Origin of the sequence: Hydrogenophaga sp. (genome assembly GCF_026125785.1) — a bacterium.
In the GTDB taxonomy this organism is placed as follows: domain Bacteria; phylum Pseudomonadota; class Gammaproteobacteria; order Burkholderiales; family Burkholderiaceae_C; genus Hydrogenophaga.
In genome coordinates, this window is record NZ_JAHCKL010000007.1 from 162,132 (window position 1) to 177,424 (window position 15,293).

Here is a 15,293-nt window from a genome sequence, read left to right on the forward strand (position 1 = left end):
TTAACCTATGCGTAAATCCGGATTCTAGACCATTGCCGGCATCAGGAACCTGAACAGCCGTCCACCGTCCAACCCCTGTGCTTCACGCCACCATGCCCACCCGCCCCCGCGACACCGGAACCCCCCGCTCTCCCGCACCCGATGCCAGCGAGCGCGACGACGCCGAACCGTTGCGCGCGGGCATCCAGTCGGTCGAGGTCGGGTTCGAGTTGCTGGACGCGCTCTCCCAAGCCACTGGTGCACTGATGCTGCGCGACCTGGCCGCCGCCGCCGGCATGAGCGCGGCCAAGGCGCACCGCTACCTGGTGAGCTTCCAGCGCATGGGTCTGGTCATGCAGGACCCGCTCAGTACCCGTTACGACCTGGGTCCCGCCGCCCTGCGCCTGGGGCTGGCGAGCCTGTCGCGCATCGACGCGGTGCGGCTGGCCCGTGCGCGCATCGACACCCTGCTCACGGAAACCGGGCACACGCTGGCCATAGCGGTCTGGGGCAACCAGGGGCCGACCATGGTGCACTGGGTCGAAGCACCCCAGTCGGTGCCCGTGACGCTGCGCCTGGGCGACGTGATGCCACTGCTCACCTCGGCCACGGGCCGCTGCTTTGCCGCCTTCATGGGCGACAAGGAACGCGACATGCAGCGCATGGCGCCCATGATCCGCAACGAGCTCGCCCAGGTGAAGAACCTGCCCCGCACCGGTCTGCCGCTGGTCGACGTGCCGCAGACGCCGCAGGAAGTCCAGGCGGTGCTGGACGAAACCCGCCGCCGTGGCCTGGCCCGCGTGGTGCACAGCCTGCTGCCCGGAGTCGGCGGCTTCTGTGCCCCGGTATTCGACGCCCAGGGCCGCCTGGCACTGGGCCTGGTGGTGCTGGGCTCGGTCGCCACCCTGGACACCGATTGGGACGGCGCCACCGCCACCGCCCTGCTGCGCTGCGCCCACCAACTGAGCGCCGACCTGGGCCATTCCGCCACGGCGCCGCCCGCCTGACGTGACCACCGCGCCCAGCCCCACCCCTCTCCTGAAGCCGCGCCGCTCCACAGTGCTGGGCCTGGGGGCGGTCGTGCTGCTCGCGCATCTGGTGCTGTTGAACGGCGGCCTGCCAGACCTGTCGGCCGCACCGGCGTCCACGCCTCCCCCTGTGCAACCGGCCCTTGCGCCAACCGCCACCACCCACGGCGCCACGGCGCCCGCACCGGTACCGGTCGCGCGCGTCAGCACCGTGCGTTGGATCAGTCCGCGGCCGGTAGTGGCGCAGGCGCCCGAGCCTGTGCCCCTTGCGGTAGCGGCCAGGCCGTCCTCCCCACGCAAGCCGGCCACGCCCACCCGTCCGGCGGCAAGCGCCGAGCTGGCGCCTCCGGCACCAGCGTGGGCAGAGCCCGCACCGTCTGAAACCGAGGCCCAGCCAGAGCCAGCCGTTGTAGCGGCGGCGGCCGTCGAAGCCCCGCCGTCACCGCCCACCAGCGATGCGCTCCCGACAACAGCCATGGCCTCGGCGGCACCCCACACCGCCGGTCCAGCGGGTCCCGCGCTGCCACCCTCCCTTCCTCCACCTTCGGCCCGGCTGCAGTTCGAGGTCCGGGGATCGGTGCGTGGCAACCCCTACCACGCCAGCGGTACGCTGGACTGGCAGCATGGCCAGAGCCGGTACGACGCGCGCATGGAGGTGCGGATCTTCCTGCTGGGCAGCCGGGTGCAGACCAGCAGCGGCCAGGTGGGTCCAGAAGGGCTGCTGCCCGAACGCTTTGCCGACAAGGCGCGCAGCGAGCGCGCGGCGCACTTCGAACGCGACCAGCACCGCATCCGCTTCAGCTCCAATGCACCGCAGGCGGAGCTGCAACCGGGCGCCCAGGACCGGCTGAGCCTGTTCTTTCAGATCGCCGGGCTGCTGCACGCCAGGCCACAGGCCTACGCCGCCGGGCAGGTCATCGAGATGCAAGTCGCGGGCACAGGGGATGCGGAAACATGGCGTTTCCAGGTGGGAGAGGAGAGCACGCTGAGCCTGCCCGCGGGCGAACTGCGGGCCCGGCATGTCGTTCGCCTGCCGCGCAAGGAGTTCGACAGCACGGTGGAAATGTGGCTGGCACCGAGCCTGAACCACCTGCCCGTGCGCCTGCGCGTGACACAGCCCAACGGCGACACGGCGGACCAGCAACTCAGCGAGATGCCGGGTTGAGCACCCGGCCCGCGTCCGCGCTTTGTGCCGAAAAAGACACGCCTCTTGAAGTCCAGCGCCCCGCAACCATGTAAAGCTCGTTCCCGTTCTCATTCCAGCGGGGTTTTGCCGATATAAGTTCATCAGGAACGCAGGTTTTTGTTTTCAAGGATATTTCAGTCATGAACATGCTCTACGACTCGGAAGCCTTCGCTGTGGTCCACATCCTTGCCAACGCCCCCGCCGAGGGCGAAGACAAGGCGGCCGACGGCCCGCAGATTCCACGCCACGGTTTCGAGATCGTGGACAAGCGCACGGGCAAAGAGGTCTACCTCGACGGCTCCTGGGCCGAGATGTTCCAGTTGCAGATCACCGCCTGGCAGCAGAACACGCCCTCGCAGGAAGAGGTGGAAGACACGCTGGAAGGCTATGCCACGCTGGCGCAGATGCCGGTGGTCATGCATTGAGCAGTCTGCGGACGAGACGCTCTCCCCCCGCCACAGCCCGGACCATGCCGGGCTTTTCTTTTTATGCCTTGCGGTAGCGCCAGCGGTAGAAGGGTTCGGCCAGGATCAGCACCGCGACCAGGCGGCAGACCTGGAAGGCGGTGACCACGGGCACGCCCAGTTGCAGCACCTTGGCGGTGATGGACATTTCGGCGATGCCGCCCGGCGAGGTGCCCAGCACCAGGGTGGCAACGTGCAGGCCGGTGAGCCGGGACATCAGCCAGGCGAAGCCGGCGCACAAGGCCATCATGCAGAAGCTGCCCAGCGCCACCGAGGCCAGCCAGCGGGGTGCCGTATGGACGAAAGCCGGCGTGAAACGCACGCCCAGGCTCACCCCGATGACGAGTTGCGCCGCGTTGGACAGGCCCTGCGGCACAGCCGACAAGTTCACGCCCAAGAGCGTCAGCACCATGGTCACCACCAGCGCCCCCATGAACCAGGGGTTGGCCCGGCCCAGGCGCTGCATCGCCAGCGCGCCCAGCAAGGTCAGGCCGGCCAGCAGCGCGAGGCCCGCAGGCTGCACGTCACGGATGGCGGGAGGCAGCGTGTCCAGGCCGCGCATGCCCCAGAACTGCATCGCAAAGGGAATGGTCACCGTCACCAGCAGCACGCGCAGGCTGTGTGCGGCGGCCACGAGATCGGTGCGCGCACCGGCACGCTCGGCGATCAAGGTCATCTCCGAGGCCCCACCGATGGCGCTGGCGAAATAGGTGGTGCTGCGCAACTGACCTGCTGGCAAGGCCGCGAGGTGGCCGGCGTGCAGGCGGGCCAGCCAGGCACCAAACACCAGGCCCAGCGCCAGCGCCCAGGCAATGCCCAGGCCGATGGCCCACCACAGGCTGGCCACCAAGCGCCCGACCTCGGGCGTGAAATACAGCCCCAGCGCCACGCCAATCACCCATTGCCCCGCGTTGCGCAGCGGCGTCCAGCTCTCGGTCGGCGCCCCCGCCATGGACGACACCGAGGTCGCCAGCAGCGGGCCGATCATCCAGGGTATGGGCGTGTGCAACCAGACGCACAACAACGCGGCGGCCAAGGCAAGAAACAGGGTCAGCAACACGCGCGGCCAGGACGCTGGCCGCCACGCGGATGAAAACGGCGCAGGCATTCGGATTCGGCTGGGACGGGCGATAGTATCCTCGCATGCGCTTTCAAACTGCTGTCTCCCTGGTCATGGCCGCCGGCCTGCTGGTCGCCTGTGCCCAGAAACCCCTGCCACCCTCGGTGCCCGCCTTGCTGGCGCAGGTGCTGCCGACCCCGGTGCTGCTGCTGGGCGAGCAGCATGACGCCTCCGAGCACCAGGCGCTGCAGCGCGACGTGGTGCTGGCTCTGGCGCAGCGCGGCCAGTTGCAGGCACTGGTGATGGAGATGGCCGAGCAAGGCCGCAGCACCCAGGGTCTGCCGCGCGATGCGGATGAGGCGCGCGTGCGCGAGGCCCTGGGCTGGACGGACCAGAGCGGCTGGCCCTGGCCGGTGTATGGCCCTGTGGTGATGGCCGCGGTGCGGCAGGGCGTTCCGGTCTTCGGTGGCAACCTGCCGCGCGCGCGCATGCGCGATGCGATGCGCGATGCAACGCTGGATGGGCGGGTGGCCGACCGTGTGCTGCGGCAGCAGCAGGATGGCATCCGCGACAGCCACTGCGGCCTGCTGCCTGAGACCCAGATCGCGCCGATGACGCGCATCCAGCTCGCACGGGACCAGGCCATGGCGCAGACCGTGGTGCAGGCGCTGGCCCCCGGCAAGACGGTCGTTCTGGTGGCGGGCAATGGCCATGTGCGCCGCGACCTGGGGGTGCCCCTGCACCTGCCGCCGGGGCAGGACTACCGTGTGGTGATGGCCCAGGCGGGCGACAACGCCGTGGCCGGACAACCGAACGATGCGGTCTGGCGCACCCCGCCGCTGCCCGCGCGCGACCACTGCGCCGAACTGCGCCAGAGCATGCCGGCCCGCTGAGGCGCGCGGTCAGGCCACGCGCTTGATGGCGTCGGCCAGGGTGCCGACCATGGTCTCGATCTGGCCGCGCTCGACGATGAAGGGCGGCGCAAACACCAGGTTGTCGCCAGCGTTGCGCACCAGCACGCCGCGGTGGAAACAGTCCAGGAACACGTCGTAGGCGCGCTTGCCGGGCAGGCCCGGCAGGGACGCCAGCTCCACGGCGGCGGCCAGGCCGTAGCTGCGGATGCCGATCACGTTGGGCAGCCCCTTGAGCGCCGCATGCATGGCGTCACCCAGCACCGGCGCCATCTGGCCCGCGCGCTCGAACAGCTGCTCCTCGCGGAACAGGTCCAGCGTGGCGATGGTGGCGGCGCAGGCCACCGGATGGCCGGAGTAGGTGTAGCCATGGAAGAACTCGATGGCGTGTTCGGGAGCGGAACCGTGCGCCCCCATCATGGCGTCGTAGATGCGGTCGCTGCACACGACGCCGCCCAGCGGAATCACGCCGTTGGTGACGGCCTTGGCGAAGTTGAGCATGTCCGGCTGCACGCCGTAGTGGTCGGCGGCGAAGGCCGTGCCCAGGCGGCCGAAGCCGGTGATGACTTCATCGAAGATCAGCAGGATGCCGTGCCGGTCGCAGATCTCGCGCAACCGCTTCAGGTAGCCCTGGGGCGGCACGTACCAGCCGGCGCTGCCGGCCACCGGCTCGACGATCACGGCGGCCACGTTGCTGGGGTCGTGCAGCGGCAGGATGCGGTTCTCCAGTTCGAGCAGCGGATCCTCGGTCCAGACCGGCTCCGTGTTGTGCACGTAGGCATGGTTGACCGGGTCGTGGATGAACCGCAGATGGTCCACGCGCGGCAGCAGCGCGGCGCCGTACACCTTGCGGTTGGCCGGAATGCCGCCCACGCTCATGCCGCCAAAACCGACCCCGTGGTAGCCGCGCTCGCGACCGATGAAGATATTGCGATGGCCCTCGCCGCGCGCGCGGTGGTAGGCCAGCGCCACCTTCATCGAGGTGTCCGCCGCCTCCGAGCCGGAGTTGCAGAACAGCACCTTGTTCAGGTCGCCCGGCGCCATCGCGGCGATCATTTCCGCCGCCCTGAAGGCCTTGTCGTTGCTGGCGTTGAACGCGGTGGAATAGTCCAGCGTGTCGAGCTGGCGCTTGATCGCTTCGTTGATGGGCTTGCGGTTGTGGCCCGCGCCCACGCACCACAGGCTGGAGATGCCATCGATCACCTGGCGCCCGTCGTGGGTGGTGAAGTGCATGCCGTCGGCCGCCACGAAAACGCGCGGGTCCTTGTGGAAAGCACGGTTGGGGGTGAAGGGCAACCACTGGTTGTCCATGCGCAGGTCGTTGTAGGCCATGGCGGGAAGTCTCCTCACACAAAAGTTTTCAGTCCGCGGATTGTGGCACCGGCGAAGACGCGCGCATGGCGCCACTGCGCGCGTTCGCGCCAGGGCCAGGGAAGCTCTGCTGCGACAATGCGCAGGTCATGCAAAACACCTACGTCCTCACCCTCTCCTGCCAGGATCGCCCCGGCATCGTGCACGCCGTCTCCGGATTCCTGTTCGAGAACGGCGGCAACATCGAGGAAGCCGCGCAGTACAACGACCCCGACACCGGCCTTTTCTTCATGCGGGTGCAATTCGCCTGCGACCGGTTGCCGCAGGACGAACTGCGCCAGCGGCTGGAAGGCTTTGCCGCGCCCTTCGGCATGCGCCTGAGCCTGCACCCGCTGGCCGAGCCGATGCGCACCGTGCTCTTCGTGAGCAAGGAAGGCCACTGCCTCAACGACCTGCTGTTCCGCTGGAAGAGCGGCCTGCTGCCACTGGATATCCGGGCCATCGTGAGCAACCACCGCGACTTCTACCAGCTCGCCGCCAGCTACAACGTGCCCTTCCACCACATCCCGGTGACCGCGGCAACCAAGGACCAGGCCGAAGCGCGCCAACTGGAGATCATCCGCGGCGAAAGCGCCGAACTGGTGGTGCTGGCGCGCTACATGCAGATCCTGAGCAATGAGCTCTGCCGCGAACTCTCCGGCCGGGCCATCAACATCCACCACAGCTTCCTGCCCAGCTTCAAGGGCGCCAAGCCGTACTACCAGGCACACGACCGGGGCGTGAAGCTGATCGGCGCCACCGCCCACTACGTGACCGCCGACCTGGACGAAGGTCCGATCATCGAGCAGGACGTGGCCCGCGTGGACCACACCGACACCGTGGAAGACCTCACCGCACTCGGCCGCGACACCGAAAGCCAGGTCCTGGCCCGCGCCGTGAAGTGGCATGGCGAACACCGCGTGCTGCTCAACGGCCACAAGACCGTGGTGTTCAAGTGATACAACGCCCCGGACAGCGGCGCAGCGCGGGGACCACCCCCGGGCCGCCCCAAGGCAAGGTCAGCCCCCTCGGGAGGCAGCGACCCGCGCAGCGGTGGAGCGTGGGGGCCACCGACCCCGCCGCAGGGCCGCCCCAAGGTGGGGTCAGCCCCCTCGGGAGGCAGCGACCCGCGCAGCGGCGGAGCGTGGGGGCCACCGACCCCGCCGCCGGGCCGCCCCAAGGCGGGGTCAGCCCCCTCGGGGGGCAGCGACCCGCGCAGCGGTGGAGCGTGGGGGCCACCGACCCCGCCGCAGGGCCGCCCCAAGGCGGGGTCAGCCCCCTCGGGAGGCAGCGACCCGCGCAGCGGTGGAGCGTGGGGGCAACATGACCCGGATTCCTCCCATCCAGTGCCTGCTCACCTTCGAGGCCCTGGCACGGCTGCGCAGCGTCACGCTGACCGGGGAGGAACTCAACGTCACACCCAGCGCGGTCAGCCACCGGGTGCGCCAGCTCGAGCAGATCCTGGGCTCCAAGCTGTTCGGCCGCGCCGATTTTTCCCTCACCACCGCTGGCAGCGAGTACCTGGCCCATGTGCGCGAGGGCCTGGCCAGCCTGCAGCGTTTTCCCGGCGAGGGCGCCGCGCCCGGGCGGCGCAAGCTGCGGCTGGCCGTTACGCCCACCTTCGCGCGCTCCGTGCTGCTGCCTCGCCTCAAGCAGTTCAATGAGGCCTACCCCGAAATCGACCTCACGCTGCAGGTGAGCATTCCGCTGCTGGACGTGGTGGCCGAAGACGCCGACCTGATGGTGCGCTTTGGCACCGGTCGCTACGCCGACGTGGAGCACCTGTGCCTGATGAAGGACGACGTGACGCCACTGGCTTCACCGGCCTTCGCGCGCGAGCAGGGTCCGTTCGAAAGCGCACGGGACCTGGAAGGCGTGCCGCTGCTGCGCAGCCCGCTGGATCCCTGGCGCACCTGGTTCGCCGCCCACGACCTGGACTGGCCCGAGCCTACGGAAGGCTCGCAGTTCAACGACGTGGGGCTGATGTGCGACGGCGCGGCGGCGGGCATGGGTGTGGCCCTGGCGCGCCTCAAGCTGGCCGCGCCCTGGCTGGAGAACGGATCCCTGGTGCCGCTGTACGAGCGGCGTGTACCCAGCCCGCACGCCCACTACCTCTGCTGGCGCACCGGCACCATGGACCGTTGGGAGTGCGCGGAATTTGCGGAGTGGCTGCGGCACAGCGTGGGCTGAACCCGTGCGGCATTGCCGGACCACCTCAGGCGATTTCCGCCTAAGGATATGACGAAACATTGATTCCCTCCGCGTGCGTTGGCGCGAAGAATCCAGGGCTTTCTTCTCCCTGGACTTCTCATGAGCGACATCGCTGCACGCTACCCGGCTGCCGCTTCCGGCGACCCGCCTCCCTCACCCCACCAGCCCGCACGCACGGCCCATCCCGTGCTGCCGAACATCCGTCGCGACGCCTGGCTGCCCTGGATCGTGCCCGCCGCGACGCTGCTGGCTTGGCATCTGCTGTCCATCACGGGAGCCCTCTCGGCCTCGGTCATGCCGGGGCCCACCCACGTGCTCGCGGCGGCGCTGGAGCTGTGGCGCAACGGCACGCTGTTCAACGACATCCTGGTCAGCCTGCGCCGCGTCTTCCTGGGCTTCGCGCTCGGGTCCGCGACCGGGCTGGTGCTGGGGTTCATCGTGGGACTGTCCACGCTGGCGCGCGGTCTCCTGGACCGTTCGATCCAGATGGTGCGCACCATTCCCCACCTCGCGCTGGTGCCGCTGATGATCCTCTGGTTCGGCATCGGCGAAGAGCCCCGCGTGCTGCTGGTGGCGCTGGGCACGCTGTTCCCGGTCTACCTCAACACCATGGCCGGCATCCGCAACGTCGACCCCAAGCTGATCGAGCTGGGCCAGTCCTACGGCCTGGGCCGGCGCGAACTCATCACCTCCGTGGTGTTGCCGGGCGCGCTGCAGCCGATCCTGGTTGGCGTTCGCTACGCGCTGGGCGTGGCCTGGCTGACCCTGGTGGTGGGTGAAACCATCGCCTCGCGCGACGGCATTGGCTACCTGGTGCAGAACGCACGCGAGCTGCTGCGCATCGACATCATCGTGCTGGCCATCCTGCTGTACGCGCTGGCGGGCTGGCTGGCCGACTTCATCACGCGCAAGATCGAGGCCCGGGTGCTGCGCTGGCACCCGGCCTACCAGCCGGGGCAGGAACGATGAGCGGCGCGGCGCTCACGCTGACGCAGGTGTCCCGGTCGTTCGGCGACCGCACCGTGCTGCACGCCATCGACCTGCAGGTTCCTGCTGGCCAGTTCGTCTCCCTCATCGGCGCCAGCGGCGTGGGCAAGTCCACGCTGCTGCGCCTCCTGGCCAGGCTGGACCAGCCCACCACCGGCCGCATCGAGGTGGGCGACGGCCCCCGGCCCGCCGAGACGCGCATCATGTTCCAGGAAGACCGCCTGATGCCCTGGCGCACCGTGCTGCGCAACGTGACGCTCGGCCTGAGTGGGCGCGACGACGATGCCCGCAGGCTGCTGGCCTCGGTGGGCCTGGCGGGGCGCGAAGGCGAGTACCCGCTCGTGCTGTCGGGCGGCCAGCGCCAGCGCGCCGCGCTGGCGCGCGCACTGATTCACCAGCCCGAGTTGCTGCTGCTGGACGAGCCTTTCGGCGCGCTCGATGCGATCACCCGCGCCTCCATGCAGTTGCTGCTGCTGCAGTTGCTGGCGGCCCAGCCGCGCACGGTGGTGCTGGTCACGCACGACGTGGAGGAAGCGCTGCTGCTGTCCGACCGCGTGCTGGTCATGCGCGACGGGCGCATCGCACGCGACCTGGTGGTCGAGCAACCGCGGCCGCGCCACCGCGGTGACGCCCGGCTCGCGGCCCTGAAGGAGGAACTGCTCGACGACCTGCTGGCCGCCGAAACGCCCAACTGACCGCCAGTCGCCCTCCCTATCTCATCCTGTTTTCTTTCTCTCTCTTCTCTGCCCAAAGGACACCTCATGTCGACACGCGAACCCCTGCTCATCAACCGCCGCCGCGCCCTCCAGACGGGCGCGGGCCTGGCCCTGGCCGGCACCGGCCTGCCGACGCTGGCGCAAACCGGTGCGCTGCCCCAACTGACGGTGGCCATCATCGGCGACGGCCGCACCGGCATCTGGGCCACGCTGCGCGCTGGCGAAAACAGCCAGCGCGTGGAATCCCGGCTGGGCACCAAAGTGGCGTTCCAGCCCGGCTTCACGGCTTCGCTGCCGGTGATGGAGGCGATCAAGGCGGCCGGCGTGGACTTCACTTTCGCCACCGCCACCGCGGTGGTCAACGCTGCTGGCGCCGGCGTGCCCATCGTGCCGCTGGCCGCCTTCCCGCTGCCCGGCAACACCGTGGATCTCCTGGTCAAGGCGGATTCGCACATCCGGTCCGCCGCCGACCTCAAGGGCAAACGCATCGCCCACCAGAACGGCACCACCGGCACCTACAGCCTCATCAAGTACCTGGAGAGCGGCGGCCTGCGCCTGTCTGATGTGCAGGCCGTGAGCCTGTCCGGCGCCGATGCGTACACCGCCTTCGCCCAGGGCAGCGTGGACGCATGGATCCATTGGCAGCACGCCGCCTCGCTGGCCCAGGCCCGCCTGGGGGACCGGGTGCGCACCCTGCCCAACGTCAAGACCTACGACTACGCCTTCTACGTCGCCCGGGCCGACGTCGCCGAGAAGCACCCGCAGACGGTGGCTCGCCTGGTGCGGGTCATCCGCGACACGCAGGCGGCCATCAACAAGGACCCGGCCGGCACCGTGGCGCTGTGGGCCTCGCAGGGCGGCTTCGCGCCCGACAGCCTGGAACGCAAGGTGTTCGAGAAGCTGATCGCCGACCGGCGTTTGTCCGAGTCGACGGCCACCGGCCTCAAACCCGTGGACGAAGCCGCCGCGGCTTCCACCCAGGATCTGGCCGACAACTTCAACGCCCTGGGCGTGCTGCCGCGCCGCATCGACGTGCGCAGCTTTCTCCTGGACAGCCGTTTCGACGCCATCAAGCGCGTGGTGGCCAACGAACTCGCGCAGGCATGACCATGACACACGCCAACACCTCGGGCCAGATGCACCTGGCCGCTTTCATCACCGCCGGCCCCGGCCGCCCGGGCGGCTGGCGCTACCCGGCCTCCGAGTCGCGCTGGCTGGACCTCGACTAATACAAGAGCATTGCCCGCACGCTGGAGCAGGGGCTGTTCGACATGGCCTTCTTCGCCGACATCCTGGCCGTGCCCGACCGCTTCCAGAACAGCAACGACAGCCAGTTGCGCTACGGCGCACTGGGCTCCCTGCGGCTGGACCCCGTCGTGGTGCTCACCGCCATGGCCGCGGTCACGCAGCACCTGGGCTTGACCTCGACTCGCTCCACGAGCCACTACCAGCCCTTCGAGGTCGCGCGCTCCTTGGCCACGCTCGACCACCTGAGCGCAGGGCGCGCCGGGTGGAACGTGGTCACCTCGTTCCAGGACGCCGAGTCCCGCAATTTCTCGCGCCGCGAGCAGATTCCGCGCGAGAAACGCTACGACCGCGCCGATGAGTTTCTCGAGGTCGTGCACCAGCTCTGGGACAGCTGGGAGGATGACGCCCTGCGTTTCGACCGTGCGGCGCCCTTGTTCGCCGAACCGGCCAAGGTGCACCACATCGACCACGAAGGCGAGTGGTTCAGCGTGCGCGGCCCGCTGAACGTGCCGCGTCCACCGCAGGGCTACCCCGTCATCGTGCAGGCGGGCGCCTCGGACCGGGGACGCGACTTCGCCGCCCAGTGGGCCGATGTGATCTTCGTCAGCCACGACTCGCTCGAAAGCGCCAAGGACTTCTACAGCGAGATGAAGGCACGCGTGCGTAAGAAGGGGCGGGATCCGGCCAGCCTGAAGATCCTGCCGGCGGCCACCCCGCTGGTGGGCGAGACGCAGGCACTGGCCGAAGAGAAGAACCGCCTGCTGCAAAGCCTGATCGACCCTGTGGCCGGCCTGTCCACCTTGTCGTACCACCTCGACGTGGACCTGGGGCAGTACCCCCTGGACTCGGCGCTGCCGGACATCAACGTGCCCGGCGTGAAAGGGCACTACGACGAGGTGCGCGAAGCCACCGACCGCGACAAGCTCACCTTGCGTGAACTGGGCCGGCGCTATGGCAGCCGCTACGAAGGTGACCTGGTGGGCACGCCGGAGCATGTGGCCGACGGGCTGGAGCGCTGGTTCCGCGAGGGCGCGGCCGACGGCTTCATGATCGCCGCGCCCTACCAGCCCGGTGGGTTCGAGGAATTCGTCCGCCTGGTCGTGCCCGAGCTGCAGAAGCGCGGCCTCTTCCGCACCGCATACAGCGGGCAGAGCCTGCGCGACCACCTGGGCCTGGAGCGCCCCGCCCACGGTGCCTGGCGCGAACGGGCCACGCCCCGCGTCGACCGGAAAGCCGCATGAGCACCCGCCCAACTACCCCGAAAACGGCGCGCGCCACCACCCGCCAGGGCACAGCAATCAAGACCGGCCGCGCGGCGAAAGCGCCAGGCGAAATCGTCGGCATCCAGGCCGGCACCACCGCGCTGACCGGTCGCTTCATCGTCAGCGCGGGCACGAACCCCTTTGTCTCCGACACACGGGTCAGCGCCGGCGGGCCGGGCGAGGCGGTGCAGGCGGGCCAGTTGCTGCTGGCCAGCCTGGCCTCGTGCGGGCTGGGCCTGATCCAGGGCCGCGCCGCGGAACTGGGCCTGCCCCTGGGCAACGCGGTGGTGGAAGCCGCGTTCCAGCGGCATGCGACGGACAAGACCCGCTACGCCTGGATCCGCCTCGCCTTCCGACTCGAAGGCGTGACGGCCAGCCAAGCCCGCAAGCTGCTCGCGCACTTCACCGGCCACTGCCCGATCTACAACACGCTGCGGCGCGGCGGCACCGTGCAGGCCTCTGCCGAACCCGCCTGAGGGCAGCGACACCCCGCCACAGCGTGGGCCGATTCCAACAGCCCCGCAAAAAGCACGAACAAAGCGTTACATTCTTCGACACCCCGTACCGGAGGGGGGTAAGAAATGACGCGATTGTGGCGATGGCTGCCCTGGGTGGCCCTGGTGATGCTGAGCGGCTGCGCGGCCACGGGCCCGCGCTTCGCCGAGGTGCAGGGCGGGTTCCCGGACCTGCGGCCCGGCTACGGGCGACTGCTGGTGTACCGCACCGGCATCGTCGGTGCCGCCGTGCAGCCCGACGTGCGGCTCAACGGCGAAGTGGTGGGCAAGTCTCTGCCCGACGGCTTCTTCTTCGTGGACCGGGCCGCCGGACGCTACCGCGTCTCGATGCGCACCGAAGTGGAAACGGCGCTGGACGTGGAGCTGAGCGACGGCGCCACGGTCTATGTGCAATCGGGCATCACGCTCGGGCTGTTCGTCGGCCAGCCCCGGCTGACGCTGGAGACCGCCGGTTCGGCGCTGCCCCAGCTCGGCGGGCTGGCCTACACCGGGTCCGTGCCGCTGGTCCCCGGCCGTTCGGTTCCTCGCGCCAACGATGCCACGCCCACCGGCCCCAGCCCGGCCCCGCGCGCCACGCCCACCGGGGTGACGCTGGACGACCTCGGCGGGCTGATGCGCCCCGCCCGCTGAAAGGAATGCCCATGCTTCGCACCTTGCCCGCCGCTGGCGGCCTCGTCTGCCTCCTGGCCAGCCAGGCGGCTCTCGCCCAGACGGCCGGAGCCGCTGCGCTCGCACCCGAGGTGCTCTTCGAGCGCGTCGCCCCCAGCATCTGGGTGGTGCGCACCTACGACGACGCTGGCCGCCCGGTGGCCAGCGGCAGCGCGGTGGTGATCGGGCCCGGCAGCCTGGTCACCAACTGCCACGTGCTCACGCGGTCGAAGAAAGTGGCGGTGGCGCGCGAGAACGTGACCTACGGCGCCACGCTCGAACACCCCGATGCCGAACGCGACCTGTGCCAGCTCAAGGTGGCCAACTTCAACGCCCCGGCCGTGACCGTGGCACCGGCGGACAGCCTCAAGGTCGGCTCGCGCGTCTACGCCATCGGCAATCCGCGTGGCCTGGAGACCACCATCAGCGACGGCCTGCTCTCGGGCATACGCCGCAGCGAGAACAACGACTTCACCGCGCTGCAGATCACCGTGCCCATCTCGGCCGGCTCCAGCGGAGGCGGCCTGTTCGACGCCCAGGGTCGCCTGATCGGCATCACGACCTTCTACATCAAGGAAGGCCAGAACCTGAACTTCGCCTTGCCGGCGTCCTGGATCGCCGAGGTGCCGGAGCGGGCACAGGCAGCGGTCGCCAAGCACCGCGAACGCCATGCGGCCAGTACCGTGGTAACGGCCGCGGCAGCTCCCACGGCCACCGGAGACAGGGTCTTCGAGTACGCCCTGCGCGACCGCAACACCGGTGTCTCGCAACCGGTGGTGTACCGGCTGGACCGCATCGACGGCGACAACCGCATCTACAACCAGGGCAGCCGCGTGGAGAACGCCAATGGCGAGATCATCAAGCGCGGCGCCCCGATCGGCGGCGAATACGACATGGCCATGCCACCGGGCGGCTGGGTCAGCCGCCCACCGGAGCGAGGTGCCACCTGGCAACTGCGCTACGAGCAGACCGGGCAGGAAATGCGCCTGATCCGCATGGACCTGACCGCGAGGGTCCTGGACGAGTCCACCCTGCGGATAGGCAACCGCGATGTGTCGGTGGTGCGCGTGAACTTCACCGGGCACACCTACCGCGGCTTCAGCTACCTGATGTCGTCCGGCAAGTACGAGGCCAACGCCTGGTACGCGCCCGAACTCGGGCGCGTGGTGCGCTTCGACGCCCGCTCGCGCGGCGGCAACGGATCGACCTACTTCATGGTCGACGAGAGCCTGGACCTGGTCGGCATCCGCGCCGAGTGAGGGCGCCGCGCGCCCTCACGCCATTCACTCGATCACCAGGCGCTGGCCGGCCGACACGGCCTTCTTCGGCAGCGTCAGGTGCAGGACCCCGTTCTCGTACCTGGCTCGCGCGGCGCTGTTGTCGATGTCCTGCGGAAGCTGGAAGCTGCGGGTGACGGCACCGTAGAAGCGCTCGCTGCGCAGCACCTTCTCGCCCTCGGTCTGGCGGTCCTGCTGGCGCACCTCGGCGCGCAGCGTAACCACGTCACCGTCGATGGTCACATGGATGTCGTCGCGAGACACGCCAGGCACTTCGGCGTCCACAGCATAGGCTTCCGGGGTTTCCTTGACGTCGATGCGGATCTGCTGGGGAAGCGCGTCGCCGTGCAGCGGCTTGACATAGAAACCGGGCGCGACGTCCTTGAAGAAATCGTCGAGGAAACCACGGCGGGCGATCAGACTGTTCATGGTGATGACTCCTTGGCTGGTG

General features: G+C 69.4%; 17 protein-coding genes. 14 read left to right on the top strand and 3 right to left on the bottom strand.

Features of this window, described 5'->3' with window-relative positions:
• Positions 1–92 precede the first annotated feature (92 nt).
• The 3 genes from KIT53_RS09695 to KIT53_RS09705 all read left to right on the top strand — a co-directional run bounded on the left by KIT53_RS09695 (position 93) and on the right by KIT53_RS09705 (position 2,618).
• Positions 93–986, top strand: coding sequence for an IclR family transcriptional regulator (locus KIT53_RS09695; protein ID WP_297751246.1), 894 nt, complete (start codon positions 93–95; stop codon positions 984–986).
• A gap of 1 nt (position 987) precedes the next feature.
• Positions 988–2,172: a DUF3108 domain-containing protein gene (locus tag KIT53_RS09700; RefSeq protein WP_297751249.1), complete on the top strand. Its 1,185-nt coding sequence runs from the start codon at positions 988–990 to the stop codon at positions 2,170–2,172.
• A gap of 161 nt (positions 2,173–2,333) precedes the next feature.
• Positions 2,334–2,618, top strand: coding sequence for a DUF3567 domain-containing protein (locus KIT53_RS09705; RefSeq protein ID WP_297751253.1), 285 nt, complete (start codon positions 2,334–2,336; stop codon positions 2,616–2,618).
• A 61-nt stretch (positions 2,619–2,679) separates the two neighbouring features.
• On the opposite strand, the gene KIT53_RS09710 is transcribed toward KIT53_RS09705, so the two are convergent.
• Positions 2,680–3,765: an AbrB family transcriptional regulator gene (locus KIT53_RS09710; RefSeq protein WP_297751256.1), complete on the bottom strand. Its 1,086-nt coding sequence runs from the start codon at positions 3,763–3,765 to the stop codon at positions 2,680–2,682.
• A gap of 35 nt (positions 3,766–3,800) precedes the next feature.
• Here KIT53_RS09710 and KIT53_RS09715 point away from each other — a divergent pair, with 35 nt between their 5' ends.
• Positions 3,801–4,610: a ChaN family lipoprotein gene (locus KIT53_RS09715; protein WP_297751259.1), complete on the top strand. Its 810-nt coding sequence runs from the start codon at positions 3,801–3,803 to the stop codon at positions 4,608–4,610.
• Between the two features lie 9 nt (positions 4,611–4,619).
• Here KIT53_RS09715 and KIT53_RS09720 read toward each other — a convergent pair whose 3' ends face one another.
• Positions 4,620–5,960, bottom strand: coding sequence for an aminotransferase class III-fold pyridoxal phosphate-dependent enzyme (locus KIT53_RS09720; RefSeq protein WP_297751262.1), 1,341 nt, complete (start codon positions 5,958–5,960; stop codon positions 4,620–4,622).
• 128 nt (positions 5,961–6,088) lie between these two features.
• Here KIT53_RS09720 and purU point away from each other — a divergent pair, with 128 nt between their 5' ends.
• The 10 genes from purU to KIT53_RS09770 all read left to right on the top strand — a co-directional run bounded on the left by purU (position 6,089) and on the right by KIT53_RS09770 (position 14,824).
• Positions 6,089–6,937, top strand: coding sequence for a formyltetrahydrofolate deformylase (purU, locus tag KIT53_RS09725; protein ID WP_297751265.1), 849 nt, complete (start codon positions 6,089–6,091; stop codon positions 6,935–6,937).
• Positions 6,938–7,301: 364 nt separating this feature from the next.
• Entirely contained in the window at positions 7,302–8,168 is an 867-nt protein-coding gene (locus KIT53_RS09730; protein WP_297751268.1) for a LysR substrate-binding domain-containing protein, read from the top strand.
• 120 nt (positions 8,169–8,288) lie between these two features.
• Complete coding sequence (locus KIT53_RS09735; RefSeq protein ID WP_297751271.1) at positions 8,289–9,158, top strand: ABC transporter permease subunit; 870 nt, start codon at positions 8,289–8,291, stop codon at positions 9,156–9,158.
• The gene (locus KIT53_RS09740) at positions 9,155–9,871 is read left to right on the top strand and encodes an ABC transporter ATP-binding protein (RefSeq protein ID WP_297751274.1); all 717 of its coding nucleotides are present in this window, start codon (positions 9,155–9,157) and stop codon (positions 9,869–9,871) included. Before KIT53_RS09735 ends, KIT53_RS09740 begins: the two co-directional genes overlap by 4 nt.
• 66 nt (positions 9,872–9,937) lie before the next feature.
• Positions 9,938–10,999: an ABC transporter substrate-binding protein gene (locus KIT53_RS09745; RefSeq protein WP_297751277.1), complete on the top strand. Its 1,062-nt coding sequence runs from the start codon at positions 9,938–9,940 to the stop codon at positions 10,997–10,999.
• A complete protein-coding gene (locus KIT53_RS09750; protein WP_297751281.1) occupies positions 10,996–11,121 on the top strand; it encodes a hypothetical protein in 126 nt (41 codons plus the stop codon). The genes KIT53_RS09745 and KIT53_RS09750 overlap by 4 nt, the downstream gene beginning before the upstream one ends.
• Positions 11,122–11,130: 9 nt before the next feature.
• Positions 11,131–12,381 (top strand): LLM class flavin-dependent oxidoreductase, encoded by a 1,251-nt coding sequence (locus KIT53_RS09755; protein WP_297751361.1) that lies wholly within the window; start codon positions 11,131–11,133, stop codon positions 12,379–12,381.
• Positions 12,378–12,878, top strand: coding sequence for an OsmC family protein (locus KIT53_RS09760; protein ID WP_297751284.1), 501 nt, complete (start codon positions 12,378–12,380; stop codon positions 12,876–12,878). The genes KIT53_RS09755 and KIT53_RS09760 overlap by 4 nt, the downstream gene beginning before the upstream one ends.
• Before the next feature lie 105 nt (positions 12,879–12,983).
• Positions 12,984–13,547 carry a DUF2846 domain-containing protein gene (locus tag KIT53_RS09765; protein ID WP_297751287.1) on the top strand — a complete coding sequence of 188 codons (564 nt, stop codon included), beginning with the start codon at positions 12,984–12,986 and terminating at the stop codon, positions 13,545–13,547.
• 11 nt (positions 13,548–13,558) lie between these two features.
• Entirely contained in the window at positions 13,559–14,824 is a 1,266-nt protein-coding gene (locus KIT53_RS09770) for a serine protease (RefSeq protein ID WP_297751290.1), read from the top strand.
• Positions 14,825–14,848: 24 nt separating this feature from the next.
• On the opposite strand, the gene KIT53_RS09775 is transcribed toward KIT53_RS09770, so the two are convergent.
• Positions 14,849–15,271 (bottom strand): Hsp20/alpha crystallin family protein, encoded by a 423-nt coding sequence (locus KIT53_RS09775; protein ID WP_297751293.1) that lies wholly within the window; start codon positions 15,269–15,271, stop codon positions 14,849–14,851.
• Positions 15,272–15,293: the final 22 nt, after the last annotated feature.